Source organism: Fictibacillus nanhaiensis (assembly GCF_042686385.1).
GTDB lineage: Bacteria > Bacillota > Bacilli > Bacillales > Fictibacillaceae > Fictibacillus > Fictibacillus nanhaiensis.
This window is the reverse complement of sequence record NZ_JBHUPF010000006.1, coordinates 439,558-465,169: the sequence shown is the minus strand read 5'-3', so window position 1 is coordinate 465,169 and position 25,612 is coordinate 439,558. Positions and strand designations below refer to the sequence as shown.

At 35.3% G+C, this 25,612-nt stretch carries 27 protein-coding genes; 7 read left to right on the top strand and 20 right to left on the bottom strand.

Translation table 11 applies throughout. The annotated features are described in order from the left end of the window. The first annotated feature begins 23 nt into the window (after window positions 1–23). Window positions 24–329, top strand: a complete 306-nt coding sequence (locus ACFS5O_RS06080) for a hypothetical protein (RefSeq protein WP_205725100.1) — start codon at window positions 24–26, stop codon at window positions 327–329. A gap of 173 nt (window positions 330–502) precedes the next feature. Here ACFS5O_RS06080 and ACFS5O_RS06075 read toward each other — a convergent pair whose 3' ends face one another. Together ACFS5O_RS06075 and ACFS5O_RS06070 are read right to left on the bottom strand one after the other, a co-directional pair. Continuing rightward, complete coding sequence (locus tag ACFS5O_RS06075) at window positions 503–1,351, bottom strand: DUF2785 domain-containing protein (protein ID WP_205725099.1); 849 nt, start codon at window positions 1,349–1,351, stop codon at window positions 503–505. Window positions 1,352–1,507: 156 nt separating this feature from the next. Next, window positions 1,508–1,972 (bottom strand): VOC family protein, encoded by a 465-nt coding sequence (locus tag ACFS5O_RS06070; protein WP_205725098.1) that lies wholly within the window; start codon window positions 1,970–1,972, stop codon window positions 1,508–1,510. 178 nt (window positions 1,973–2,150) lie between these two features. Between ACFS5O_RS06070 and ACFS5O_RS06065 the strand changes: the two genes are divergently transcribed. Next, window positions 2,151–2,918, top strand: a complete 768-nt coding sequence (locus tag ACFS5O_RS06065) for a phosphotransferase family protein (RefSeq protein ID WP_379838818.1) — start codon at window positions 2,151–2,153, stop codon at window positions 2,916–2,918. Window positions 2,919–2,961: 43 nt separating this feature from the next. Next, window positions 2,962–3,486 carry a P-loop nucleotide/nucleoside kinase family protein gene (locus tag ACFS5O_RS06060; RefSeq protein ID WP_205725097.1) on the top strand — a complete coding sequence of 175 codons (525 nt, stop codon included), beginning with the start codon at window positions 2,962–2,964 and terminating at the stop codon, window positions 3,484–3,486. Window positions 3,487–3,539: 53 nt separating this feature from the next. On the opposite strand, the gene ACFS5O_RS06055 is transcribed toward ACFS5O_RS06060, so the two are convergent. Beyond that, window positions 3,540–3,974: a GNAT family N-acetyltransferase gene (locus tag ACFS5O_RS06055; RefSeq protein ID WP_205725096.1), complete on the bottom strand. Its 435-nt coding sequence runs from the start codon at window positions 3,972–3,974 to the stop codon at window positions 3,540–3,542. Continuing rightward, entirely contained in the window at window positions 3,971–4,561 is a 591-nt protein-coding gene (locus ACFS5O_RS06050) for a GNAT family N-acetyltransferase (protein WP_205725095.1), read from the bottom strand. The genes ACFS5O_RS06055 and ACFS5O_RS06050 overlap by 4 nt, the downstream gene beginning before the upstream one ends. Before the next feature lie 89 nt (window positions 4,562–4,650). Between ACFS5O_RS06050 and ACFS5O_RS06045 the strand changes: the two genes are divergently transcribed. After that, entirely contained in the window at window positions 4,651–5,022 is a 372-nt protein-coding gene (locus ACFS5O_RS06045) for a GntR family transcriptional regulator (protein ID WP_379838815.1), read from the top strand. After that, a complete protein-coding gene (locus ACFS5O_RS06040) occupies window positions 5,019–5,861 on the top strand; it encodes an aminotransferase-like domain-containing protein (protein WP_318300117.1) in 843 nt (280 codons plus the stop codon). Before ACFS5O_RS06045 ends, ACFS5O_RS06040 begins: the two co-directional genes overlap by 4 nt. A gap of 95 nt (window positions 5,862–5,956) precedes the next feature. On the opposite strand, the gene ACFS5O_RS06035 is transcribed toward ACFS5O_RS06040, so the two are convergent. From ACFS5O_RS06035 to ACFS5O_RS05970, 14 genes are all read right to left on the bottom strand, one after another. Next, on the bottom strand, window positions 5,957–6,478 hold the full coding sequence (locus ACFS5O_RS06035) for a 2'-5' RNA ligase family protein (RefSeq protein ID WP_205725094.1): 522 nt from the start codon (window positions 6,476–6,478) through the stop codon (window positions 5,957–5,959). Window positions 6,479–6,620: 142 nt separating this feature from the next. Then, a complete protein-coding gene (locus ACFS5O_RS06030; protein WP_205725093.1) occupies window positions 6,621–7,046 on the bottom strand; it encodes a GNAT family N-acetyltransferase in 426 nt (141 codons plus the stop codon). Window positions 7,047–8,081: 1,035 nt separating this feature from the next. Continuing rightward, the gene (locus ACFS5O_RS06025; protein WP_205725092.1) at window positions 8,082–8,345 is read right to left on the bottom strand and encodes an excalibur calcium-binding domain-containing protein; all 264 of its coding nucleotides are present in this window, start codon (window positions 8,343–8,345) and stop codon (window positions 8,082–8,084) included. 340 nt (window positions 8,346–8,685) lie between these two features. Next, window positions 8,686–9,132, bottom strand: a complete 447-nt coding sequence (locus tag ACFS5O_RS06020; protein WP_205725091.1) for a VanZ family protein — start codon at window positions 9,130–9,132, stop codon at window positions 8,686–8,688. 308 nt (window positions 9,133–9,440) lie between these two features. After that, window positions 9,441–10,754, bottom strand: a complete 1,314-nt coding sequence (locus tag ACFS5O_RS06015) for a hypothetical protein (protein ID WP_205725090.1) — start codon at window positions 10,752–10,754, stop codon at window positions 9,441–9,443. Further along, the gene (locus ACFS5O_RS06010) at window positions 10,751–11,308 is read right to left on the bottom strand and encodes a sigma-70 family RNA polymerase sigma factor (protein ID WP_205725089.1); all 558 of its coding nucleotides are present in this window, start codon (window positions 11,306–11,308) and stop codon (window positions 10,751–10,753) included. Before ACFS5O_RS06010 ends, ACFS5O_RS06015 begins: the two co-directional genes overlap by 4 nt. Before the next feature lie 377 nt (window positions 11,309–11,685). Further along, complete coding sequence (locus ACFS5O_RS06005) at window positions 11,686–12,945, bottom strand: MFS transporter (protein WP_205725088.1); 1,260 nt, start codon at window positions 12,943–12,945, stop codon at window positions 11,686–11,688. Further along, window positions 12,942–14,516, bottom strand: a complete 1,575-nt coding sequence (locus ACFS5O_RS06000) for a class I tRNA ligase family protein (RefSeq protein WP_205725087.1) — start codon at window positions 14,514–14,516, stop codon at window positions 12,942–12,944. Before ACFS5O_RS06000 ends, ACFS5O_RS06005 begins: the two co-directional genes overlap by 4 nt. A gap of 20 nt (window positions 14,517–14,536) precedes the next feature. Beyond that, complete coding sequence (locus ACFS5O_RS05995) at window positions 14,537–15,790, bottom strand: ATP-grasp domain-containing protein (protein WP_205725086.1); 1,254 nt, start codon at window positions 15,788–15,790, stop codon at window positions 14,537–14,539. Then, on the bottom strand, window positions 15,787–16,980 hold the full coding sequence (locus tag ACFS5O_RS05990; RefSeq protein WP_205725085.1) for a GNAT family N-acetyltransferase: 1,194 nt from the start codon (window positions 16,978–16,980) through the stop codon (window positions 15,787–15,789). The genes ACFS5O_RS05995 and ACFS5O_RS05990 overlap by 4 nt, the downstream gene beginning before the upstream one ends. After that, window positions 16,964–17,641, bottom strand: coding sequence for an HAD family hydrolase (locus ACFS5O_RS05985; RefSeq protein ID WP_205725084.1), 678 nt, complete (start codon window positions 17,639–17,641; stop codon window positions 16,964–16,966). The genes ACFS5O_RS05990 and ACFS5O_RS05985 overlap by 17 nt, the downstream gene beginning before the upstream one ends. Continuing rightward, window positions 17,622–18,326, bottom strand: a complete 705-nt coding sequence (locus tag ACFS5O_RS05980; protein WP_205725083.1) for a nucleoside/nucleotide kinase family protein — start codon at window positions 18,324–18,326, stop codon at window positions 17,622–17,624. Before ACFS5O_RS05980 ends, ACFS5O_RS05985 begins: the two co-directional genes overlap by 20 nt. Then, entirely contained in the window at window positions 18,323–19,591 is a 1,269-nt protein-coding gene (locus ACFS5O_RS05975) for a hypothetical protein (protein WP_205725082.1), read from the bottom strand. The genes ACFS5O_RS05980 and ACFS5O_RS05975 overlap by 4 nt, the downstream gene beginning before the upstream one ends. After that, window positions 19,588–20,883, bottom strand: coding sequence for an aspartate aminotransferase family protein (locus tag ACFS5O_RS05970; RefSeq protein ID WP_318300116.1), 1,296 nt, complete (start codon window positions 20,881–20,883; stop codon window positions 19,588–19,590). The genes ACFS5O_RS05975 and ACFS5O_RS05970 overlap by 4 nt, the downstream gene beginning before the upstream one ends. Window positions 20,884–21,301: 418 nt before the next feature. Here ACFS5O_RS05970 and ACFS5O_RS05965 point away from each other — a divergent pair, with 418 nt between their 5' ends. Beyond that, window positions 21,302–22,039, top strand: a complete 738-nt coding sequence (locus tag ACFS5O_RS05965) for a C39 family peptidase (RefSeq protein WP_205725081.1) — start codon at window positions 21,302–21,304, stop codon at window positions 22,037–22,039. A gap of 40 nt (window positions 22,040–22,079) precedes the next feature. Next, entirely contained in the window at window positions 22,080–23,309 is a 1,230-nt protein-coding gene (locus tag ACFS5O_RS05960) for a hypothetical protein (protein ID WP_205725080.1), read from the top strand. A gap of 177 nt (window positions 23,310–23,486) precedes the next feature. On the opposite strand, the gene ACFS5O_RS05955 is transcribed toward ACFS5O_RS05960, so the two are convergent. Together ACFS5O_RS05955 and ACFS5O_RS05950 are read right to left on the bottom strand one after the other, a co-directional pair. Then, window positions 23,487–24,749, bottom strand: coding sequence for a helix-turn-helix domain-containing protein (locus ACFS5O_RS05955; RefSeq protein ID WP_205725079.1), 1,263 nt, complete (start codon window positions 24,747–24,749; stop codon window positions 23,487–23,489). A gap of 501 nt (window positions 24,750–25,250) precedes the next feature. Beyond that, window positions 25,251–25,595 carry a hypothetical protein gene (locus ACFS5O_RS05950; protein ID WP_205725078.1) on the bottom strand — a complete coding sequence of 115 codons (345 nt, stop codon included), beginning with the start codon at window positions 25,593–25,595 and terminating at the stop codon, window positions 25,251–25,253. Window positions 25,596–25,612 lie beyond the last annotated feature (17 nt).

Below are 25,612 nucleotides of genomic sequence, written 5' to 3'. Positions count from 1 at the left end.
ATCTTCGATAGGAGCCTAATCTTATGTATACAGTACTTCTTATTTTATCAATCTTAACTTTAGGGTTTCTCATTTTCAGGCGAACAACGAGATACAAATGGGTAGTTCTAAGCATCCTCCCGCTTCTTCCTTCTCTTACCTTTGTAGTAACAGAGTTCAAACAGAACGCTTTTTGGTTACGCTTCTTAGAGACGGGCTCTTTTGTTCTTTCTATCATTTCTCTTCCCGTTATTCTGTATATTATGATAGGCTTCTTCTTTATCTACACCGTATGTTTTCTTTGTCTGTTTGGACAATATATGCTCTTAAACAAACCAAAGAAGCGTTGATTTACAAAGTACAATGGATTGGTAATTTTATTAAAAATGTTGAGCAGTATTGCCCGTTTCTCTAAGACGAAGTAGTAATCAACTACATATAATACTTAAATCTTGAGTAAGATTATGTGTATTTGCAAAGTATCCATATTATTTATGAAGCATTTATTAAAGGGTTAAGTACCTTAAAATGCTTCAATGCACGGTATAATTCGGTCCTGAAGAGGTTCTAGTTTAGTGTTCTTATTCAACTTAAGATATAGACTTTTTAAGAAGTTTTTCAGGTTACATACTAAGAACCAATACTTTTCAGGTTCAAGCTGTTCTTTTTGGACTTTCATCTTGTGCGGTAGTTGATCTAACAAGTTTTCAATCACCTTCAATTCTAGTCCACGATCCAACATTTCTAATATAGGAGTTATGACTCTCTCGTCTTCTTGATGAACATAAACACTATTAGAAATAAACATCTTATTCCAAAGCACTTCTAAAATTTCTGGGTAATCACTTTGGTTGATCTTAGGACTTTTTATAAGTTCATCCATCGTATCCGCTACATGTGCAATACTATGAGCCCAGCCTCTGTTAGGCACATATCCCCTTACATCTTCCTCGTCATTTAGATATTGTATTAATTTTTCTTTTATTTCATATACTTGGCTCTTTGGTAAGAAGTCATCTTGATTATCTCTGCCTAAGATAAGCGCGATTAAAAGAGAAGTAAAAGCCCTAGTAAAAACAGTATCCGTTCCATTCTCTCCGATTCCTTTGAACAATAAAGTTAAGCTGCAGTCTAACAACTCTTTCAAGATCTCAGGTTCAAGTTGGTTACTTTCTAGAATTACTTGATAAAAACACGTGTAAATCAACTGATCTCGTAGTTCAGAATCAATAGAACCAATATATGTAATCATAGAGTTTACGATAAGTACTTTATCAACCTCAGTCCATTCCTTATCCCCATTTTTCAGTTCGGTTAATAGAATCTTCAGCTCAGGTTCATCTAGTGTGTTGGTCTTTCCTAATACATTCATGTATATTTCTCCTTCATTCAAAATGATTTGACTGTTTTTACTTCCATTGAAAACCACCCGTTTCCTTTTCGCTTATTAAATCAACGAGTAATGTTTAAACATGAAACTTTGATTTGTTCTCCCTCTTTACTTCTGAACCTTTCGTATCTCTGTAATTCAAGAGTTTGATTTATTCAGTTCCTCCCATTCACTTAGATACATGCGTTTTGTCATTTTCTTGGGGTTTTCTAGTTTACAGATAAATTCTAAAGAGTTACCGTCAGGATCATTAAAATGAATCTTAGCGTGTGCATGATGCTCAAGTGCCATAACGAAAGGTTCCGTCGCTTCAAACCCAAATGCCGCCCTCGGTGTGTACCCTCTTTCAGTCAACCACGTCACCGAACTCTTCAAGCCTTCAAGCGATACGTGAAAGGCGATATGTCGGATAGAAGGATGGTAGTCAAGATTCACCTTATCTGTCTCCCATAATCCCAACCAACTCTCATCTTTAACGATCCACAAAAAAGCGATCTTATCATCAACGATATGATCCAGTTCAAGACCAAGACCCCTATAGAACTCTATCGATTGTTCTATATTACTCACCGGCAGATGTGCTTCATATAACCCTTTAATCATGTTTAGACCTCCAGTTAATTTCTAGATGTTTTTAGCCCTTCTTTACCGATTCTACCAAACTTTGGTATTTATAGTGTATCATTTATTTATGTGGCCTTTTAAACGATTAGATCTTGGTGATTTCAATAAAGATATGAAGAATGTAGAAATGGACGGTATCACGTTTTTAGGATGAGGAATGGTGAAAGATATGAATTTTGGGTATCCGATCGCAACAGGAAACACAGCTACGATCTATGAAAACGAAAACAAGGTAATCAAGGTATATAAAGAGCAATTTTCAAACGAGGTGTCTATCCTAGAAGCGCAAAAGCAGGTCTATGCCTATTCATATGGCTTACCTGTCCCAAAAATAATAGAAGTTACAGAGATAGAGGGAAAACAAGCTATTGTGATGGAGAGGATCCCTGGAGAAACACTAGGAGAACTCGTAAAAAGGGATCTGGACCTAGCCACTCATTACATGAATCTCTCTGTTGAAGTACAACGAAATGTTCATAGTTTTCCTTCGCCAAAACTGGAACTCATGACAGATAAACTGAAAAAGCAGATTCAATCAGCAGAAATTCTAGAGAACGTACAAAAAACAGCTCTGATCCACCAATTAGAATCGATGGACTTTGAACCGTATCTTTGTCATGGTGATTTTCATCTCTTAAATCTGATCTTGTCGGATGAAACTGTCTATATTCTAGATTGGATCGATGCCACAAGTGGCGATATTCGGGCAGATGTGTACCGGTCTTACCTGTTGTACGCACAACATTCAGAAGAGCTAGCGGAATTATACCTACACTTGTATGGCGAGAAGAGTGGCACCTCTAAAGACGAGATCTTTCAATGGGCAGCTATCATCGCAGCTGCAAGGTTATCAGAGAACGTACAAACAGACAACAAGGAGCGTTTATTAAAAATCATTCATCAACAATACCCACGTCAACTATAGAAAGACGGTTTTCATATTTTTATAGAGATAGGTAGGAATGTATATGTTTTTTGTACAAATGTCTGGTTTCCCAGGCTCAGGTAAATCGACACTCGCGCGTGAGATTGCAAAAGAGACAGGTGCCGTTATCATCGACCACGATGTTGTAAAAACGGCTTTGTTGCAATCTATTGCTGAAGCATCGATCGACGCAAGATCTGCAGGGGCGGTGAGCTATCATATCGATTGGTCCCTCATTGATTCCATGTTATCACAAGGTAGATCTGTCATTTTCGATAGTCCGTGCTTATACGAAGAGATGATTGAAAAAGGCACTTCTCTCACAAAGAAGTATGGTGTTACGTACAAGTATGTGGAATGTTACCTGGATAATCGGAATGAAATTAATCGTAGATTGAAAAGTCGTGACCGTATGATCAGCCAAATCGAAGAGATCTCTTCTGAAGAAGCTTTTCAATATACGATAAAAAATAGTAAAAAACCGCTTGATACCAAATGTTTAGTCGTGGACACCTCTCAACCTTTAGAGACTTATGTTCAAAAGGTACTGAATTATATCTTTGAGTAAAAAAACAATCCCATTCCTAATGATACAGAATGGGATTTTCTATTTATGTAATCTTATAGTTTTCTCCTAAACGAATAGCACCATTTATCATAATGCATCTTCTCTTCATAAAACCGATGCGCTTCTCTACGCTGTATCCCTGATTCTAGTGATACATACTGAGCTCCCTGTTCTCTCGCCCAATCATGAATGTATTGAAGCAGTTTCTCTCCATAGCCTTTTGAACGTTTTGATGAATCTGTTACAAGATCATGGATGAACACATAACGTTCGTGATAAAAGTTGATGTTCATCTGAATCCCAGCAAGCGCTACTATCTCTTCATCATATAGAGCGAAAAGACGGTACCCTTGTTTGTTCATCTTCTGTAACAAATTTAGGTAGGAATCCAAATTCAGGTTGGTTCTGAGTTGGTTCATGGTAGGAAACGCATCTATCCATTCTTTCTCTGTTGTTAATTCACGGACAATTACTTGGTGTGTACTCATGAACCTATCCTCCTTGAGTTTTGTAACAGATTGTCTTCAAAGTGCTTTTTTATCGTGCTCCATTCTTCAGAAACGACACTATAGAGAACCGTATGCCGAACGGATCCATCTCTTTGGATCAAATGGTTACGCAGGATCCCCTCTTTTTTTGCCCCTATTCTCTCTATCGCCTTTTGTGAACGTACATTCTGATGACTCGTTTTGATCTGTACCCTCTGTAAAGATCGTTCTTCAAAGCAATGCTGTAACAACAAATATTTACAGTTCGTATTGATGTTACTTCGCCAATAGTCGGGATGTATCCACGTTGACCCGATCTCGAGTCGTTTATGTGGTACGGAGATATCCAAAAACCAAGTCGCACCTATGATTTCACCCGTTTCTTGATGAACGATAACAAACGCTTCATCTGTTTCATCCTGTCGCCTCTTAACCGCATCCTCTACATACAAAACAACAGCATTCTTATCCGTTAAATTTACAGACATGTGCTTCCATATTCGTTCATCATCTGCCGCTTTATATATTCCTTCTACATGTTCCATCTTCATAGGGATCAATCGTACGATTTCATTTTCTATTCTCATATCCATCACTCCTTACCAATAGTTAACCTGTTTTTTGGTATGATAAAAAGTACCAAAAACAAATCTTTTATTAATACCAGGAAGTGATAATGTTGGAACTTCAGATCCTTCTTACAGAGAACAGAAGAAAACAGAAAGAGATTTACGAACAAATTCGGCAACACATCTTAGAAAAGAAGTTACCAGCTCATACCCAACTTCCCGCTAAGCGGAGACTCGCAGAACAACTGAACGTAAGCATCATGACCGTACAGATCGCATACGAACAATTAAAAAGTGAAGGATATATCTATTCTGTAGAACGTGGAGGAAGTTTTGTTTCAGAACTTGAAGAAGAGTTTCACTTTAAAAAACCCATTGTCTCAACCTTCAACCAAAGAAATGTGACTAAACAATATATAAACTTTAAAAACGGCCTGAACAGATCTATCTTTTCAGTGGCTTTCAGCAACAGTTTATGAACCTGTGTCTCTTCTTTAATCGAAGTGCAATCGGTATAGAAGATCCCGGTTTTTACAGAGCTAAAGCAGTATGTGATCAATTACAAGGACAAAGTTACGGAATCCCTATAGATGAGGAAGGCTGCACGGTTCCGACTCAAAACATAAAACTCCTTTACACGACACCCGCTCATCAGTACCCGACAGGAACCGTGATGAGTATCGGTCGGAGAACAGAGTTGCTGCGATGGGCGGATAAGAACGATGCGTATATCATCGAAGATGACTATGATTCTGAGTTTCGGTACAAAGGATCTCCTATCCCAACGTTATCTCACTTAGATATAAAGGAGCGAACCATCTATTTTGGAACGTTCTCTAAAACCTTATTACCTTCACTTCGGATGAGCTATCTCGTCATACCATCCCATCTTCAAGGTGACTTTGAAGAGTTCAATATGTACCAAAAACCTACTGTTTCAGCAATTGACCAGCAAGTTCTCGGTCAATTCATGAGTGAAGGCTTTTATACCTCGCATATCGCTAAGATGAGAACGCTTTATAGAATGAAGAGAGAATGTTTAATCACCAATATAAAGAATCAATTGGGTGAAGAGTACAAGATCAAAGGGGATTCAGCGGGACTCCACATCATCTTAGAACTACCAGAGGGTTTGAACGAAGCAACGGCTATAGAGTTAGCGAAAAAGAATGGCGTTAAGATAGATTCCATTTCTATTATGCATCAAGAGAGCAAACCCACGAATCAAGTGATGATTGGATATGGAGCTCCCTCTGTAGAAGACATACAGCGAGGTGTAGGTCTGTTAGCTTCTGTATTGCATGACTATTTAAACTAACTAAAAAAAGGAACATACGGTACCAAGTATGGTCCTTTCCTCACTCGCTTGAGCCGAATCTTCAATACCTCTATTCCAAAGTCTGCAGAGATCAATTATGCTAAATGAATATCTTGATACTTCTCATAGATTTGCTTTTCATAGTTTGATTGATAGATCCTAATAAAAGTCACATCAAAAGTAGGATAAGGGGTCAATTCAGTTTTTGCACATGTTTCCATATGCTTTAATTCTGACTGAGAGGTCAAGTGCCCTAAGGTTAAATGTGGAACAAAATTATCGAGTTCAAAATACTGTTTGATCAAATCATCTGAAGGTGCGATACTTTCAACTAAAGTTTGATGTAAGTGATGAATCTCATTGGATTGAACACTCAAATACAAGATACTTTCACCAAGATACTGGGGCTCACTTAATGTAAGTTGAAACGATGAAAAATCTTTACATACATTCTGAACGTTTTCTATCCAATTCTTATCTGATGTTAAACCACCCTGTGCTTTTATCGTGATGTGAGGTTCGACACCCAATCGGTCAAACCATTTTCCTTGGAATTGTTCAATCCTCTTCAAATACTCTTTAGGTGGAACAATACCGATAAAATATTCTGTTTTCATGTTTTCATATTCTCCTGTAAGTTGTATGTATTTTTTTCTTTGTACAAATTCACCCGTTGATATACATTATTTCTCTTATCACGAGGCTGTAATTTCATATGCATGTTTTTGCTAGACTTTTCTTCATATTTCAATCATCCTATTAAGTAATGATTTTATAAAAGCCCGCTCCTGTATCATCGAAACCTCTTGCTTTATAAAAATGATGAGAATCCACACGACGTTTTCCAGTGTTCACCGCAAGTTTAAGTACGCCTTGCTCTTTTGCCCACAGTTGGGCATGATCGACTAACAGTTTACCTATCTTTTGGTTACGGAACTCCTCTCTTACGACAAGTGAGATAATCCTGACATACCTCTCGTCTTTTTCATAAGCCAAACCTTTAAACATCCCGATCATACCTAGTAAAATACCGTCTTCTTCGACGACAATAGTGTGGTAGTTTAAATCATTATGTATCTCTTTAAATCGTTTTTCCATCTGTTCATCAGACGTAGGGTATCCTAGTTCACCCATAAGAACCGCAAGTTCAGCAAAGTCATCCTCTATCGCTTTTCGTATTATCATAATTCCTCATACTCCTTAATGTCGCTTTCATTAATTTGAGCTGATTAAACTATTCGACAATAAATGACCACCCCCCTCTTTATTACATATGAAGCATATAAAGGTCTTGTTTGCCTTTAAAATTTTTCTCGTTTTTAGTGGTATATTTAGTGAACTTATAACCATGTTTTGTACATAAGAAGAACTTGATATCAGCATGAGTACAAATTTTCTCTTAAAAACTTTTTGAAAAGGAGTATAATTTCTCAAACTTATTACGTCTTATTAGTGTATAGAGATTAGGGAAACACACACAAGAGGACTCCGTGAGTGAAGATGGTGAAGGTCTATATTATAAAATGATAATTGTATGGCCACCAGTACATGGCTCAATCAATGCAGTAAGTTAAGCACTAATTAAGATTACTAGAGTAAAAAAATGTAGCTTATTCAAAATTCACCAGGCATGTTCACTTCACAGCGAAAAATTATCTTGTATGTTTGTTTAAACAACCATAGAAAGGAAAAGAGAAACCATGAAGTCTAATTCAACCATAGAAGCATATCTCGCTGCTTTTAATTCTGGGGACCTTAACGGGATACTTCAGCTGTTCAGTGATCAAGTACAAAATGAAGCATTCTGAGGTAATCTTCATCTTCATCATTGTTGTCATTGTTATCAACAACAACGTTGTTTATGATGTTGTTTACTCCCCTTGATCATAAAATCCCTCTTTTCACCATTTTTCGTAATATAATTACAATAATAATCATATTCTGGTAAAATAGTACAGATACTCACTCCAAAGGGACAGTGTCAAATTTACTAATATTAATTTAATAAGTTAAGTTCATATAACCTTTAACCTTAGTGGTTTGAATAGTTTAAGCGACTAAAAACCATTACGTATAGAAGTTACTTTACCTAGATTAGAAGAACCTTATATATCATAAATCACTCTCAAATAACTTTGTTCAAAGCTTTCCCCTTTCTAACAATGCAGATAAGTATAGGTGTAAAATAAAAAAGCCCCTAAAAAAGGGGCTTCGTTTAAACTATCTCTCACAAGCAATTAAATCTTTATCACGATCGCTTTTTTTATTCGCATCATATAGCGCTTTTGAAACAAACGGTTTGTACTTCGTTTTACCGCCTTTGTTCTTAACATTGTTAGCTCTCGCTACGCCGCCTTTATACGCCTTGTTAAGCTCAGTACAGTTTTTATATGTTTTTGCCTTTGGTGTAGCTGCTTCTGTTGGAAGTGAAGAAACACCAAGAATCAATCCTGAAGCAAGTAAAATGGGCATGATCTTTTTCATCTGTTGAACCTCCTATTATTTACCTTTCTATTGTAAAGCATGACTTATTACTTATACAATCGAATTTAAAAATAAATAAAAAAAACGCCACTTTTTATGAGCGCGCTTTTATTTTCTCAAACAATATCTGTATTTGTTGTTCATGGTAGTCTATTCTTTTGGAATATTTATTTTGCAATGCCTTGTCTTTACTGCCTTTATAGAGTGTGACGTTATAGTTAAACAAGAGTCTGTGGTACTTCAATTTAAGTTTATACAAAACTACACCGCCAATAATAAACTTTTCCTTAATATTATCGTTTTTACTACCATTTATATAAATAGTAATATGGTATAGTTTTTATACTAGTTCTTTTGGATCATTAGGTATGCGTTTCTTTCTTGTTTGCCCCATGTTAATCACTAGAGTAATAGTCAAAAATAAAAAAGCTCCTAATGAATCAAGCATCATATCATGGATAGAACTTCCTCGATCAGGGACAAACTGTTGATGAAATTCATCCAGCATACCGGCTAGACTAGCAAGTTCCCATGCTAAAATATATGAAAAAAGTGTTCCTAGGAATTTTTTCAGTAAAACATATAAAATGATTGCAAAGCTTCCAAATAACAAAAGATGCGCGGCTTTCCTAAGCAGACTATTTGTTAACTCAATGTCCTGATTAAACAAACCAGTTTCTTGTATAAAAGCACCTGTTTGTCCACTGGTGAAGTATCCAGACGCCGTAAAATAATAAATAAACCAGATCCAAATAAGAACAAGTATGCCAACACCATATTTCTTCATACAGCCACTCCCTTAGAACGGAACGTAATTAAGACAAGATTAACTTCACCCATCCAAGTATAGAGATCCAAAGTGGTACACTTAACACTGTTCCGCACACCAATCCCACAAAAAAGTTTCCTTCCTCTTCCATATAAGTGCTCCTGACTATACGTAAGATTATTAACCTATTAATCAGTGTTAACATTTAAACGAATTGACATACATGATAAAGGATATTTGTCCTTTACTGTTTCGCTCTATAACAAAAAAAAAGCCAACATCAAAAGGCTCCATTCCTGTACCTTTGAGTCAGCTTCGTTAATTTTTTACTCAATATCATAGACAAGCGATGTATTCCTAGTGTCTACGCCGAATATATTCTCGCCATTCTCATCTTTAACTGTAAAAACGTACACGTTTGTTCCGTTTATTTGGATCTCTTTATGAAATCCTACAGTATTTGTTTCCGTAGAAAGTAGTTTACCAGCTTCTTCTTTTGTTAATTCAAGGTTTGCCTGTTGAAGTGTCAACTCATCCCATTGATCCATCTTCCATTCATTATTTTCTTTTACTAACTTAAATCTCCATTGTGATCCGACATTATTCATATCTGATGCTGGCTCAATTCCAGAGAATTCAATCGTGTCCTCTGTAATACCATTCACCTTAAATCGCACCTCTTGATGAATTCGTGGAAGAAAACCAATATCACACCCACAGAAGTATTTAGGCAGTAACGTTTTTAATACTTGATTAGAGAACCTTTCTGTAACATACGGTTTAAAGTCTGGACCTGCCACTTCATAAGTAGCGGGGTTCTCGCTATTCCAATTGTTCTTTTTTTCAGAGTTAATTAGTGTTTGTTTAATATCAGCTAAGTTACGATTTAAAATCTGTTTGGCTTCCCCTTCTGATACTACCACTGGTACAGGTTCCTCTTTCTTCTCCTCTTTTTGTTGCTGTGGTACTTCTGCTTTATCTTTTTCAATCTGCTTAGTTTCTTCATACTCAATCGAATCAATGACAAAGGAATGAAAGGCTTTGCTATCACTTATGGTTTCTATTTTTATCGCGTTTTCTAGCTCTTCTTTTGCCACTCCTTGTGAAAGAATAATCTCCTTACTTATCGAAATGGTATCACCTGATTCTATTGCAGATTGCATAGGAGGTTCTATTATGAAAGATTCACTTCCAGTTGCTTTCACTAAAGAACTGTTTAAAAAAGTAACTCGATATTTTAGTTTATTCTTTATCGGGCTATCTGATTTATTCGTAATAAGTAAAGAGATCTTTAATTTTTTTTGTTCCGAATTAGACGAATATTCTACCGAGCTGCCTAGACCTGAGACATTTTGAATAATGACTGGGGGCTCCTCTTGTTTGATTTGAACATTCGGTTGTGTTTGAGGTACAGGTTCTTTGTCAAAGTAGACATAAGTTGAAAAGATGATGCCTGAAAAGAGAGCTGCTGTTAGTAACCTTGGCAGAAGAGTACGTGGTCTTTTGGACCGAACTTGTGGAACTGATAATTTTCGTATACGTGTAAGAATCTGTTGTTTGTCTTTGTCTGTAAACACCTGAACTTTTGAAATTTCTGGATCCATACTGGTTGAAAGCTTTTTTAATCGTTCTTCCATCATCTTTCACCTCCAAGCTTAATGAATTGTTCATGAAGTAATTTCCTAGCACGACTGAGTCTTGTTTTAACAGTAGCTTCCTTCAATGAAAGGAACTCGCTCGTTTCTCGGATTGTAAACTCTTTATAATAGTGAATGAGAATGACTTCTCGGTATTTTAAAGGTAATTGCAAAACAGATTTGTACAGAAGGTGATCTTCCGAATTTGAGATAACATGCAATTCAACAGCATTCTTCTCAGTCGTGGATTCATTCTTAAATTTATCCGTCACTTGCATCTTCCGAAAATGCCAGCTTTTTAAATAATCTTTTGTTCGATTTATAGCAATCGAATAGATCCAGCTTCGTATGTTGGATTCTCCACGAAATGTTTCCAGTTTTGTATACAGTGTGACAAATACGTCCTGTGTAAGATCTTCTGCTTGTGGCCAATTCTTCACAAAGGAAAAGATCAGTCGTTTTATCTCTTCACCATACATATCCATTAACTGATTGAATGCATCCTCACGATTAGGTGTGTTCTTGCTGTACATTGCACTCAAATTATCATTCTCCAAATCACACGACCTCCTTGTCGTTATAATGGTATGACGATATAGGGGGAGATTGAGTTTCATGAAATAGTAATTTACTGTAAAATAATTTTAGTGAATTACAGTAGGGATGGCTTTCACTTCACCCATCAATCTTGATAAAGCTCTCAAGACTCAAATACCAACATCTATATCCAAACTCTTTACCACAAGTATGAAAACAATGTGGATAGCGTACAAAAAAAAGCAAACCCCATCTATAAATAAATTAAGATGGGATTTGCCCTTTTTGAGTTAGTGTCAAAAATGTTTATTTAGACTTTTCTTTTCCTAAATAAAACTCCATTTACACTTTACCGTTATAAGTTTTTACCAAAAAATAATCAATAATAGTATTGTCATTAAATACTAACTTGTTTGTTTTCTTCACCTTCATCTTCAAGACCTAATTCTCGAATACTAGTCAAAGTTAATGGCCAAGCTACTGCAAGTAGAGTAATAACACCAGCTATAATTAGAGTATTCTGCACCGATATCAACATTGAAACTGGACCGATTATGGCCATTCCCAAAGGCTTTAATGACATAGAACCGAATCGATTAATTGAGTCTACACGAGATAATAAGTTGTTAGGAACAAGTTTTGCGATAGTTGTTGCTTCTAGGGTACTAAAGAAAGAGATCGCAAACCCTGAAATAAATTCAGAAACAATAATAATTTCTGTAGGTGCTGGAATTGCTAAAAGTAAAAGCGTAGGACCAGATCCAATTAACAATACCCAAAACCCTGTAAGAAGTGGCCGCTTTGGTTTATAGAACATGACCAAGAAACTTCCGGCAATGCTGCCTAGCCCCAATGCAGTTGCAATCATCGCCCAAGCTGGAGCACCACCTAGATGTTGGTTTGCAACTATAGGTCCAAGTACGTTAAGACTTGATAATAAGAAGAACTGAAAAATACAAGAACTTATAATTATTATAGATAACCATCTCTGTTTAACTACATATTGAAAGCCTTCACTTATTTCGGTGATAACTGAACGTTTAATAATTTTTATAGGGTTGCCTAATGAACCGCAAGCGACTATTAATATTGCACTAATAACAAAGGTGAAGGCATCAGCAATAATTAACCAACCAGGCTCAATAAATACCAAAGTAATCCCTGCAAGTACAGGTCCAGCAATTTCAGCTATATTTGCTGCAATTGCAAACAGTGCAAAAGCTTCTTGTTTTTTCCCAGGAGGCGCAACTTGTGCTATTGCACCTGTAGATGCTGGGTTGAAGAAGCTTCCGGTGGCACCTCTTATAGCAGATAATAAGGCTACATTCCATACAGTTGCTTCACCCATAATTAAGAGTGCACCAATTAAACCTTGAGACATAAAACCAACCATGTTAGATATAATCATGATGGTACGACGCGGATAACGGTCGCCAACAACCCCACCGAACAACATTAATAAAATGCTTGGTAAAGCCCTCGCTGCTAATACAATTCCGAGTGATGATGCTGAGTTAGAGAAACTCAGAACAGCGAATGCCAATGCAACAGGTGTTAACATATCACCCAAAATAGAAATTGTACGTGCAATAAACAAATATCGTAACTGTCGGGATTCTAATAAAGCAAATTTGGATTGTATTTTTACAAACTTCATGAGTGTACCGCAGAAAGATGGACATACGGTTTTAATTGTTCAATAGATAGTTCATCTCGTAAAAGTAATAAATCAGGGTTTAGACTGTTTACTTGATGCACTTGATTCATTTTAACTTCTTCAACCAAAGGTATTCCTTTTAGCCCAAGTAGACCCCATAGTTGTTTTGATAATTTCGGCATAAAAGGTGCTCCTAATAATGTCAACCCCAATACCCATTCTTCTGTTTCATACAACTCTTTAAACATCCAACTTTTTAATATTTTTACTGCAGCTTGTAAGTCTAAATGTTGTGGAGTTAACCAAAGTTTTTGTTGCATAAACACCTTTTCTAATTTACTTGTGTAACTCACTGATATTGTTTGTTTTTTGTTTAACTTAAGAAGTTCTGGTATGAGAGTTTGAGTATGCCATCGCCTAAGTTCATTAATAGTTCTCACCATCTCATCAAGTCTTATATCAGATAAACCTCTATCTAAAGGAGCATTTGATAAGAAAAATCTAAGTTCATCTGAGGAAATGCCAGTTTTTTCTTCTTGGATCTCTGAAAGCCATATACCATGCTTTTTACTAGTTGAGCACTTTTGACCTTCTAAAAAAAGCATACCGTTAACTACGGTAAGGTCAAACGGTTTTAGACGTCCGTTGGATCCCTCTGCAAGTACATGTGGTGCTATTAAACCTGGAGTTGAATTATCACTACCAAAGACCCCTATCGTTGTCACATTACTATTTGGATGAAAAGCGTGATGTGTAGAGTCCACCAACTCTTTATATACTTCACCACAATATACGCTATAAAGGTAGTACGGGTTAGATAATAAAAATCCTTCTGGCACTAAACTACTTTTAATTCCCCATGTACCCGGGCCCGAAAGCCTAATTCGCCCTGCTCTAATTGTTAAATAATCTTTAACAGCTCTCATCCATTGTTCTTTTATTCCTGAGGCCTCTATTCTACTGAGGATGTCTGATATATCTTTGGGTCGTGCAAACCAGTTTTGAACCGTACGCCATTCTAGTGTACTATGATCCAATCGTGAACATGGCTCAATTAATTCTTCAGGTTGAAAATGAGCGCCACAATATACACAAGAAGAACCTCCGCACTCCTCCTTACATTGTGGGCATTTACCTGATATCCAGGTTCCCATTAACGCCTCACCAGTCTCCTTAGAATAAGGGATTCTCTCATTCTCCAGCCTAGCTTGACCTGATTTCTTAAGTTCATCCAGAATCTCTTCATGTAATTTTAAATAACCTTTAAAATGCTCCTTTGAACGAGGATTAATCCAAGAGTCAAAGTGAATATCGAGATTTTTCAAATCATCTTGGATAGCACTGTGAAAAAATTCACACGTTTCTTCTGGTGTTCTTCCACTTTCTTTTGACTCTGCTAGTATCCAATTTTCAAAAGCGTCACTACCCGTAATGATTTTTACTTGATACCCTTGAACACGCAATGCTCTTCCTATCACATCTGCTCGTAGATAAGTGCCAGAACCATGTCCGATGTGCATCCTTCCGTTAGGTGTTGGTTGCATCGGGACAATTAATACGTTTTTATTCATGGAATATTCTCCCGTTTTCATTAATTTTTCATGTGTATATTTAGTGGTTCAACTTCTAATACAAAACATTTTTCTACTTCTGTAAGTATGCCTTCGATTTCACTTTGATCTTCATATTCAATAAATAAATTTCCACTAATTGCCGAAGAATCAAGTAAACCATCCACAACGTTTCCAGGTTCAATCTTCATATCAACCTCTAGTAAACCAGGTATACTGTTGAAATCTTCTGCATTGCTAATTGTTGTCACTTTACCCCGTTTCGTTGGCAGCATTAGTTCAAGAATCTGTTTCTCACTAGTACGGTTAGTATTTTTCCAATTGTATGATTCTGCCATAGAAACAGCGAGGTGAGCATCCCATGAATCAAAGCCATGTAGGAATTGTAACATCTTCCTAATTCCACCCCCGCCTGGACGACAAGCTATTTCTCCTGCTATATAACCATTAGGTGTATGTAAAACTTCAAAATGTGTTACACCATTCTCAATACCTACAGCTTTAACAGCCTTTTTGTGCATCGCTACAATCTCATTGGATACAGGCTCTGATGAATGAAGTGAAAATGATCCGTAAATACCGTTGGACGCATAATCAATAACAGGTGATAAATATTGCGAAACTTGAGCAAACACTACTTCACCATTAATTACATAACCATCACAGTGATACTCATTAATAACGTTTTGAAACTTTTCAACAATAACTGGAAATTCCTTTTCAGAGGTTGTTATTGGACTATTTAAACGGTTAAAATATTCTTTTGCATTATTTGAATAAATATCATTCTCGTTCTGAAATACCATTGTGGCGTCAACACCTGCACCAATTACTGGCTTTATAATTATTGGGTAGCCTATCTCTTTTGCAGAAAATAAAACATCATTAAAATTATTTGCTAAAGAATAGTTAGAAACTGCTATCCCATTATTTAAAAACCTCTGCTTCATGGCAAACTTATTTGTACAATTTGTAATTGTATAGAAGGATGCACCTTGCAACCCTAGGTAATCCCTCAAATAAGCAGCAGTTGGAGCAGCTCTCTCCGATAAAGAGATTACAGCGTCATAATGATTACAATTTCGTTGGTCTAGTACTGATTTAGTCGAGTTTGCAGGATCATTCAGGTTATCAACCCAAATAACATCACTTGTAGAATCATACATATCCTTGAACCTTGTTTCCGTTATAAAGGTCACATGAATATCTTTACGTGCTGCTAGTGCCTTAGAATGTATTTTATCTCCTGTATTTGTTACAAGAATTGACTTCATGGGAATTCTATCCTTTCTAATTCTGAAATATTAGCCGTCTTAACTGCATGATATCTTTCATGATCCCAGTCTTTAAATATAGAATTATTTAATGGTGATGGTTGTGAATTTGAACATATGTATCCCCATAAAGGTTCGAGTCGTGCTCCCCGCTTAAGTTTAGCTCTATATGTTCCCATCCCGTATTCCACATGTTTGTATCCGTTTAGAATGGCAAAGCGTATAACTTCGTAATAAGCTAAATTAAAATATTCATAACCGTCACCAACCACATTAAAATCGAATCCAACAGTTCGTGCATAAATTGTCTTTCCCCATAAGAAAAGCAGTACACATCCTACTACAACATCTTCCCGTTTTAAGTAGATGACATGGCTAAAGTCATTAGCTGTATCCTTAAGAATTTGTAGCTCTTTAATCTCGTTTTCTGCAGAAGTGTTGTGGCCATATTTATTCTCATGATTCGCAAATAATTGCGCAAAGATTTGCATTGAATCACCTAGTTTGGATGAATCAACTGTGTAACCTTTTGCATCAAAAATACTTCTTTCTCTGCGAATTCCTCGTCTCCATTTTATATAATCCTGGTATTCTTCTATGCTATTAAACTCAATATCAAGAACCGCATTTGCACCAACTATAAAAAAGTTGTTCTTATCTTCTATAACATCATGTAACTGTCTACGGCCCTTTTCATTCATATATAAGCAGGATATTGATGTCGCACCTTGATTCTTTGTAAAAATGTTAGCGGCTTCAATCATACTTTCTAACACACGGCTTTCCTCAGCCTCATTATTAATATTAGGATTAATTAAAAATTCACATGTATATGCTGCTCGCGATCCAATAATAACTGTAGGAGTCCAGTCTTTTTGATGAAAGTGACCTCCTGATCTTTCTAAGAACCGTTTATATGGTTCATATAGTCCTCTTGAACTCGGTTTACCCCAGTAAATAGGTAATAATCCTAAGAGTTGACCAGTTTGATTTCGACAAACAATATAACCAGTATCCCCACCTCTTAATCTTTCAATAGCGAGTAACCATGGTCGGCTAACATAAAAACTCCTGTCCTTACATAATGGGAAAAGCTCATGCTCACATACATCATCAAGAGATTTAATAAACTCTAAAGATAAGTCTTTGAAGGAGTTAAGTTGAAAAGACCGTTTAATTTGAAATTGCAAGTCTTTCTACCTCCATTATTATGTCTGAAAGTTTTGTGATTGCTTTTCCTTCCCAAGCTACACCATTGTTTTTATCCAAGAGAATAGCCTCTAAACCTGCTAACTGTGCGCCTTTCAATTCATTATCATGACCATCACCTACGTAAATACACTCTTCACTTTGTAATCCTAACTCTCGCATCGCATACTTATAAATTTGCGGTTCAGGCTTCATAATACCTATTTCTGCAGAAAGAGCTAAGACATCTATAAAAGGCATAATCGTTGAACTTGATATCATATCTCTTACATCACTGCTGCAATTCGAAACGACTCCTATTCGAATACCTAGTTGTTTTAATTCTTTGAGTACTTGAACAGCTCCCTTCTCAGGTACCCTAAAAGCTGACCCATGAATGTTTTTTCGTGCCTGCATACCTTTGACTATTAATTCATTTGTCCAAAAAAATCCTCTATCCTCTTTTAACCAATGAAGGTACTGATATAAATCTGATGTCTCCCTTTGAATACGCGTTTCTGTCCATGGCTTTTTTAGCGTAAATGGATCAAGTTGTAAGGCAATAGCTGTTTCATTGAAAGCATGTTCTTTCAAATCATCCTCTAAGGGTACAAGTGTGTTCCAAAGATCAAAAATAACACCTTTAATATGTTTGTTCAGCATACATAGGCTCCTTCATTTTTTGCGACCAATGAATAATGGCTGGTTGGTGCCAGTTCGAGTTATCAATGATTACATCTGCTAATAGGTCAGGTCGATATTTACTTAAATAAGTCCTTTGAGCAGGAAGATACTTTGTATGATATTTACCTATAACTTCTTTTCCCTGTAGTGGAACATCCCGTATGTTAGCCCGTTCTATTGCAATATCCTCACTTATAGCTAGAAATATAGATAAATCTAAAAACGAGTATAACTCAGGTCTTAATAAGAATATTCCTTCAAGTAAAACAATCGTATTGGATGTAACATTATAGGTTCTCTGTAAAGTCATTCTGTCTGTCAACAAATCTAAATGCGTTAAAGTACAGTGTAATTGACCCTGCTCTTTAATTGGTTTTAAAACTTTATTTACTAACTTATTTATATTTATACTCAGACTATAGTATTGATCAGCCTCTGATAACGCTGAATTATATCTTAGAGATTTAGGATTATGAAAATCATCAACGTGAACAATTTGTGTATCTTGTTTTGATTTCTGAAAATAGTTATACAAGTCTTCCGTTAATTGAGTTTTTCCTGATGTATCAATACCAGTTATCCCAACAATTAATGGGCGATCTTTTTTTTGCTTACTTTTTATAAGTGAACTTAGTGTTTGGAGCATGTTTTCTTTAGTCGTCATAATTTACCCACCAACTCTTGTGCTTCGTTTATTTTTCTTTTAATTCGTGAAGATAGTTTATGATATAGACTGCTACCGTAAGCCATATTATCCTTCTGTAACAGTGGAGTGGGTTCTAATCGAAGCACAGAAAGGTTATCAAACACTTTCTTATTGATAATAGCAGCTCCCTCTTCATTGGCTTCAATTCTCTGTAAAGAATTACTAGGTCGGATTAGCCTATCGCATAAGAAAATATCAGGAGCATTACCAAAATAACCTAAAGCTTGAATTACAAGACCAGCCTGATCTAATAAATTTGCGACATCACTTAACTTTTTAATGTTAACAATGCTTACATTCTTAATTTCCCCAGACCACAAACTACAATATAGTTCCTTAGATTGGTGACGCAACCCAGAATCGCGATAAACAATGCCAGTATCAGGGCAAACATCAGTCAAAGGATCATAAATCATTTCTCTCTCCATTATTTGTTCTTTTCGCGCCTCTTCTTCATTGTCATACATTAAATATGCCTTACTGCGCTGTAAAACATAAATTGGGGGGATTATATATCTTGTATCTCTATCTTTCAATCTTTTCATTATTTCTAATAAACAACTCAGCACTGACATGGCACTATGTGAACTTCCTGCTATAACGATAGGACGTTCTCCTATTGTAAGTAATTTATTTTGCAACATTTCTTTTTTGCTGTGACGAATTACTGTGTTTGATAACATTAGTTTTTTATTCCAGTTCAGTAACTCATCATTTATACGCTCGTATCTTCCTGTTGCTAATAGAACATGTTTAGCTTTAACAATATCACCCTGATTCGTGTAGATACTCACGGGATTATTTCCGATTCCCAATTGAATCTTTTCAACACTTGTACTTCTCCGAATTGCATTGTCACCTAATTCTGCTTCTATTGTTAAACCTATTTCGATAAGTGCTGAAGCCAGTTTTTCAGCACGTACGGGTTTCATGTTTTGTGATACAGCAGTGACTTTATGATTCATTAACAATCTTTCAAATGGTCCTTCGAATGTGAGATACTTTAACATACTAGTTCCAGAGGATGAAGTAAGAATGTTATAGTCTTTAAATGCGCCAGGACCAATATTCGTTTCTTGTTCAATGATCATAACTTTATCTTTCAATAAATTTGGATCAGAAGACAAGAAAGTGGTAGTTCGAAATCCTCCTCCAATAATCACCAAATCCTGAACGATGTTATTTGTCTCTTTAATTGTTGTTCTGATATTCATTGTATTCATACACTCATTACTTCTTCTAATAGTGACTCAAATTTATAACAGATAACTTCAGCTTCTTCTAGAGTCAGAATTAACGGTGGTCTAATCTTGAGTACGTTACCGTATCCATATCTAGATGTACGTAGGATAAGACCATGTTCCATAGCTTTTTCAGCTAACCAGTTAGTTAAAATCGTATCAGGTTTTCCCTTCTCATCTACAATTTCAATACCAATCATTAAACCTACTCCACGTACATCTCCAACAAATGCAAACTTCTCTTTCATTCTCTCCAATCTTGAAAGTATGTGAGCTCCAGTTTCTTGAACATTCTTTAGGAAAGCAGGCTTTGATATAATATCAAGTGTCGTCAGAGCAGCAGAAGCTGCTAATATATTTGAGCCATATGTAAAAGAATGATCACTAGAAGATAAACCACTTAATTCATCACTTGCTAAAATACCAGCTACTTGAGCCCCAGATCCCCCTAAACCTTTAGCAACTGTAATTGCATCTGGTTCAACTTCAAAATACTCGGCTGCAAACATATAACCCGTTCGCCCTATACCTGTTTGAATTTCATCAAAAATGAGCTTAATGTTATGTGTATCACAGAATGCCCTTAGTTTTTGAAAATATCCATGTGGGGGTACAATATTCCCTCCATTACCAGATATCGGCTCAACTAAAATTGCTGCGACACTTCCACTACTTGCAAACTCAAGAAAATCGTCTAATCTTGAAACACACATCATGTTACATGAAGAAGAATCTTGTCCATAAAAGCACCTGAAACAGTATGGGTCTGGAACTTGAAGTCCGCCAGGTATAGCTAGTGGAAAGTTAGCTTTTCTAAATGCATTCCCTGAAAGGTTCGCAGTCATCATTGTTTGACCAAGATGACTTCTAAATAAAGAAATTACATCTCTTTTGCCAGTAGCTCTTTGTGCCATTTTTATGGCTCCTTCATTCGCAACTGATCCACCGGATACCTTTAAATGTGCTTTGGTTATTCTATTTGGAGCTAAATCAACAAGCTTTCGGGCAAGTTGGTTAATTGGTTCGGTTTGGAAAGATGATGTGACATGAATCAATTTGTCTGCTTGATCTTTCATTGCTTTTACAACAGCTGGATGACTATAACCTAGACTTAAGTTAAATGTTGCTGAAGCACAATCAATGTATTCATTCCCATCAATATCGTATAAATAAATCCCTTCTCCTTTATCCATTCTTATATCTGATACTGGATAATAAACTGCGCTTGCATCTGTTGTTTCAATAGTTCCTTTAACAGTCGTACTTTCCCCCATACTTTCACCTCATTAAAATCTATTATCTGGCAATTCACTTTTTACAAATTTAGTAAATTCCATATTATGAGACTACCAAATATACGATTACCTTTGTATTGGGAAAACAATGCGATATAACCTTGTAAAACCTATCAATTAGTTAAACGTTTCCCAACTATAAGAAAAGAGACAAATAACGATCATAAAGCCCATAAAAAATTAAGAGTTGCATAAAAAATTGACGAGTTTCTACTATTAAAATATAAACAAACTAAAAAGTGAAAATTAGTTTGAACTGCTTAATTAAGGAAAGGTTGAACTAGACAAGTCGGTTATCCCAGTTTTTAAGCCCTGTTTTCCCAATACCATATTTTGTAATAAATGGTAGTATAAATATGAAAGTACTTTCAACTAAAAACGGTTTGGAGGAGAAAAATTGAAAAAAGTTAGTTTATCATTTTTAGTTGCTGGCGCTATTTTTATGTCAGGGAATGGTTTATCAGTAGACGCAGCCGGTACGGGGGATAACTCTAAATTCACAGCTGATATTAAGAGCTCTAGTCAGAAGAGAATGGAACAAGAAAAAGAGAAAGATTTTAAACAATGGAAAGAGACGAAATCTGCTAAAGTAGGTGTCTTCGCCATTCCTGGTGGTACATATAGAGCAATTTCTGTACCTTCATTTAAACAGGAAACAAGTTACTGGTGTGGACCAGCTACTACAAAACAAGTGCTACATTATTTGAATGGTAGTTCCAGTTCACAATCAACCTATGCTTCAGGATTGGGAACTACAACAGCAGGTACTGATTTCTCAAAAATTGATGATTATTTAAATTCTAAACAGTCGAAAAATAACTATATATACTCAAGTGGCAACAGTTATAGTACTTGGTCTGATCGAATTGACTACAGCTTATCAAAAAGTGTTCCTGCACCAGTTGTATTAGATTTGGAGATTTACCCATCTTACATGCCTAAATATACAACTCATATTGCAGGTCATATCTTAAATGTCTCTGGTGAGGATTCAAGAAATAGCCCCGTACAGATCCGTTTAACTGATCCATACGATCAAGGTAGCCGAGGAGTTACATTAGGCAATGTATGGCACCCTCATAAAGGCGTATATGATGCTAATATGGATCACTTCCGTCAAGCAATCCTTTGGTAGAACAAAGAGCCCGTCTATTTTTAGGCGGGCTTATATTACAATGCAGGAAGGGAAAATTAATAAGATGAAAAGACTTGTATACGGTTTTTGCTACATGATTGCAATCCTTATATTATGTGTAGGTTGTAATGATAAAGAAGATACATTACCATCTTCACAAAAACAAGATACAGAAATAAAAGCAGACAAGCCAACAAGTATAGATACATTAGTAAAAGAAGAAATGAGTTCTACACAAAAAGATACAATTAAATCAGTAACTAGAGTTAAAGATTGGAATCTCAATGAAATTTCAAATACGTCCTTTAAGTTAAATAATACTTCTTGTAAAATGGACAGTCTGGTTGCACCTGCATACGCAGATGCAAACAAGATAATCTTTTTAAGCTACGGAGAAAACAACGATGTCATTTATGAATTTTCTACATTAACCAATCAGTGTAAAGAGATTTACAAATCTAAAGGAATTGGGAATTTAGTTGGAAATGAAGGTTTCTTATTCTGGACAGAATATGATACAAAGCAATTATCAAATGTAGAATGGTCAATTAAAGGTCTAGATCTCTTAGAGAATAAAGTAACAAATATAGCTACTGGAGGAAGTTACAAAGATACACCTACTCCAACAATGAAATTAGGATATCAATCAATTAATTGGATTGAATACGAAATACAAGGAGAAAAAGTTATTTCTAAAGTTAAGAACTACAATTATAAGAAGAGAGAAGTGACTACACTATCAGAAGCTTTGCTAAATGAAAGTGAGGAAAGAAAGGGAGAGTACTATATCTTACAAGAAGGTATCAATACCGAAGAACAAATCTTACTTTATAAATCAGTTTTTAAAAATGGAAATAAAGAATTCACTATTGATATACAGAAAAATGGAGAACCGATTCAAAATTTATTGACCCAAAATGGGGTTCTTGATTTTATCAGCAATAATAAATATTTTGTGTATACCGGTGAAGGCCATTTAACCTATAAGGAGATCTTAAATCCTGCCAGCAAATCAGTTTTTGAGACTGGAAATAAACTTACCACAGATACTCCAATTTTTGTTGGTAAACATTCACTAGTTTTTAGATATGCGATGAATGAATTATATTTAATAAATATGAAAGAAAATAAAAGTTATAGTTTAACAGGCTATACAAGTTTAGTCTCAAAACCTGTCTATACAAATGGATTTTTAGCCTATGGAATAAAAACTGGTGAACAAGAAAAAGAAGAGATCACTTTTTATTTATTAAAAATAGATGAAAAATAAATGAGATCGGGTATTAACCCAGATCTCATTTATTTTATAATGTTATGGCCTTGGTGGGTCTTCATGGCTAAATGGTTGTGGTGGATCTTCGTGACTAACTGCTTGAGTTGTTGTAGAAATCCCAATTACTAATAATGTAGACAAACATAGGATGGAAATTAATTTTTTCACCTTTTGTCACCCCTGGTTATATTTTTTATAAATATTTAATGCTTTTAAATAATATTGACTGGATAACTTGTATTTTTTTTCATGTTCAAAATATTCACCAACAAGTTGTAGGTACTCTACTTGATAAGTACTTTCATTTTTTCCCTCAAGATATGGGATTACATTTTCAACAAGATATGTAGTTGTTACTTCGCTACACGCTCCATATTCTAATATATTAAAATAATGATTAAAATGCAGTTGATATTCATATAAATTGGGATTTTCTCTTACAAGGCTTAAACCGTCTAACACTCGCTTTCGACATTTACTAAATTCACCAAACTTTAAATACTCTCTAATCAAAGTAAAAAGAGTAGAAGTCTTTGTTTCAACTGGTTGATCTTTTTTTAACTCTAAGCTTATATTGTATAGACTAAGCGCTCCTTCAGAATTACCTTTTTTGGATTCGTTATAACCTAAATTTTGATAAATCGCCCCCTTTAAAAAATTATCATTAAAAGCATTTGCAACGGATTCTGCCATTTTAAAATGCTTGTGTGATTCAACCCAATTTTCAAATCTTTGATAAACAATCCCCAACAAAATTCTACTATCTGCACATCGTTTAAAATCATAACGTTTTTCAAATATATTTAATGCTAATTTAGCATAATCTAAGCACATGGAATTCTTCCATAAACGATTAGCAGTAAGGGATATTAAATAATAGAGGTACCCTTTCTCCCAACTATGATATTGAAAAATCTCTATTACTTCTTCAGCCTTTTTAAAAGAATTTAGTGCCTCTTTAAAATCATTTAAGTAATAATCTCGCAATCCTTTAACGATAAAATAATAAAAGCTTTTTTCGCTTTTTGCACCATCGTTTAAATAAGATACTTCGTTTATTAATCTTGTAGCTTCATTTGTATTTTGAGACATCAATAATAAATACATACTTTTAAAAATGTTTAAAAGTATAGAATCTTCCGTGTGATCTATTCTTGCGTTTAATAACTCCCGGTATGCTATCTCTGACTCAAACTTATCTCTATTATACAAATGGTAAAATAGACTCTTATACTCCTCTTTTCGCTTTGAATATGATGTGTTATACAAATCAATATCTAAACGTTTCCCTAAAAAGATACCAATTTCTTCTGAAGGCTCAGTTGTGCAATTTTCTATCTTACTAAGATAAGAAATAGAGCATATCCCCTCAGCTAAATCTTTCTGTGATAATTTCCGCATCTTTCGAAAATACTTTACTTTCTCACCAAGTTTCATGAAGCACCCCTCTTCATAGTACTATACATTCAGTATACGTTGGATAAAATATGTTTTTTTTCAAATATATACCTTAATTGAAGAGGCACTGCATTTTTAGAGTGAACTTTTTGTATCATGCATAAGTAGAAAGTAACTATCACAGTGCTTATATGAACAATTATACCTATAAATTCCATTTGTGAATATTGGGAAAGTCTAGATAAAAACACATAATTAAACTTGATTTATCAGGTTATTTTCCCAATTTTTCTCACAAAAAAATAGCCCACTATTTTTAAATAGGGGACTTAAGTAGTATGGGATTTCAAAAATATTTTTGTAACACATAGACGAAGTACAACAGAAAAGATTAAAAAGGAAAGTTACTAGTATTGATATGCTAGCGACTTCTATCTTTAGAAATCATTAAACAAGTGTTTAAATCTTTACTTTCTCTGGGCACCCATTATCATACTAAAAGAACTTCTTCTTAGTTTACATTAAAAGATGTGACTTTTCTTACTTTAAAAACCCATTATAAGTGTGTCTGGCATTACAGCGATTTGGATCTACAGAAGAATCTTCTCTACGCTGCGTTTGGTACAGATGTCGATCTTTAATTGCATAAGCTTCTTTCTCTAAAGCCCCGACAAGCAAATTATCTAGATAGGGAAGACGCTGTTCAATTGAACCTATACTTCTATGCTGAAGACTTGGTGTAGATTTCAAAAGCTCTTCAGCAAAGCTTCTTGTTAACTTCCTGGCTTTATTTAACTCATCTTTATATCCTTTAATTGTGCTTCGATATTGAGGTATAGCTTTGACTAAATAATCCTGTTGCTCTAGAGTCCAAGGTTCTGCCATAAAAAATCCTCCTATCA

Excerpts from the sequence above, each read along its gene's own strand:
- ACFS5O_RS06080 (WP_205725100.1), top strand. The coding sequence starts at position 24 with ATGTATACAGTACTTCTTATTTTATCAATCTTAACTTTAGGGTTTCTC.
- ACFS5O_RS06075 (WP_205725099.1), bottom strand. The coding sequence starts at position 1,351 with ATGAATGTATTAGGAAAGACCAACACACTAGATGAACCTGAGCTGAAG.
- ACFS5O_RS06070 (WP_205725098.1), bottom strand. The coding sequence starts at position 1,972 with ATGATTAAAGGGTTATATGAAGCACATCTGCCGGTGAGTAATATAGAA.
- ACFS5O_RS06065 (WP_379838818.1), top strand. The coding sequence starts at position 2,151 with ATGGTGAAAGATATGAATTTTGGGTATCCGATCGCAACAGGAAACACA.
- ACFS5O_RS06060 (WP_205725097.1), top strand. The coding sequence starts at position 2,962 with ATGTTTTTTGTACAAATGTCTGGTTTCCCAGGCTCAGGTAAATCGACA.
- ACFS5O_RS06055 (WP_205725096.1), bottom strand. The coding sequence starts at position 3,974 with ATGAGTACACACCAAGTAATTGTCCGTGAATTAACAACAGAGAAAGAA.
- ACFS5O_RS06050 (WP_205725095.1), bottom strand. The coding sequence starts at position 4,561 with ATGAGAATAGAAAATGAAATCGTACGATTGATCCCTATGAAGATGGAA.
- ACFS5O_RS06045 (WP_379838815.1), top strand. The coding sequence starts at position 4,651 with ATGTTGGAACTTCAGATCCTTCTTACAGAGAACAGAAGAAAACAGAAA.
- ACFS5O_RS06040 (WP_318300117.1), top strand. The coding sequence starts at position 5,019 with ATGAACCTGTGTCTCTTCTTTAATCGAAGTGCAATCGGTATAGAAGAT.
- ACFS5O_RS06035 (WP_205725094.1), bottom strand. The coding sequence starts at position 6,478 with ATGAAAACAGAATATTTTATCGGTATTGTTCCACCTAAAGAGTATTTG.
- ACFS5O_RS06030 (WP_205725093.1), bottom strand. The coding sequence starts at position 7,046 with ATGATAATACGAAAAGCGATAGAGGATGACTTTGCTGAACTTGCGGTT.
- ACFS5O_RS06025 (WP_205725092.1), bottom strand. The coding sequence starts at position 8,345 with ATGAAAAAGATCATGCCCATTTTACTTGCTTCAGGATTGATTCTTGGT.
- ACFS5O_RS06020 (WP_205725091.1), bottom strand. The coding sequence starts at position 9,132 with ATGAAGAAATATGGTGTTGGCATACTTGTTCTTATTTGGATCTGGTTT.
- ACFS5O_RS06015 (WP_205725090.1), bottom strand. The coding sequence starts at position 10,754 with ATGATGGAAGAACGATTAAAAAAGCTTTCAACCAGTATGGATCCAGAA.
- ACFS5O_RS06005 (WP_205725088.1), bottom strand. The coding sequence starts at position 12,945 with ATGAAGTTTGTAAAAATACAATCCAAATTTGCTTTATTAGAATCCCGA.
- ACFS5O_RS06000 (WP_205725087.1), bottom strand. The coding sequence starts at position 14,516 with ATGAATAAAAACGTATTAATTGTCCCGATGCAACCAACACCTAACGGA.
- ACFS5O_RS05995 (WP_205725086.1), bottom strand. The coding sequence starts at position 15,790 with ATGAAGTCAATTCTTGTAACAAATACAGGAGATAAAATACATTCTAAG.
- ACFS5O_RS05985 (WP_205725084.1), bottom strand. The coding sequence starts at position 17,641 with ATGCTGAACAAACATATTAAAGGTGTTATTTTTGATCTTTGGAACACA.
- ACFS5O_RS05980 (WP_205725083.1), bottom strand. The coding sequence starts at position 18,326 with ATGACGACTAAAGAAAACATGCTCCAAACACTAAGTTCACTTATAAAA.
- ACFS5O_RS05975 (WP_205725082.1), bottom strand. The coding sequence starts at position 19,591 with ATGAATACAATGAATATCAGAACAACAATTAAAGAGACAAATAACATC.
- ACFS5O_RS05970 (WP_318300116.1), bottom strand. The coding sequence starts at position 20,883 with ATGGGGGAAAGTACGACTGTTAAAGGAACTATTGAAACAACAGATGCA.
- ACFS5O_RS05960 (WP_205725080.1), top strand. The coding sequence starts at position 22,080 with ATGCAGGAAGGGAAAATTAATAAGATGAAAAGACTTGTATACGGTTTT.
- ACFS5O_RS05955 (WP_205725079.1), bottom strand. The coding sequence starts at position 24,749 with ATGAAACTTGGTGAGAAAGTAAAGTATTTTCGAAAGATGCGGAAATTA.
- ACFS5O_RS05950 (WP_205725078.1), bottom strand. The coding sequence starts at position 25,595 with ATGGCAGAACCTTGGACTCTAGAGCAACAGGATTATTTAGTCAAAGCT.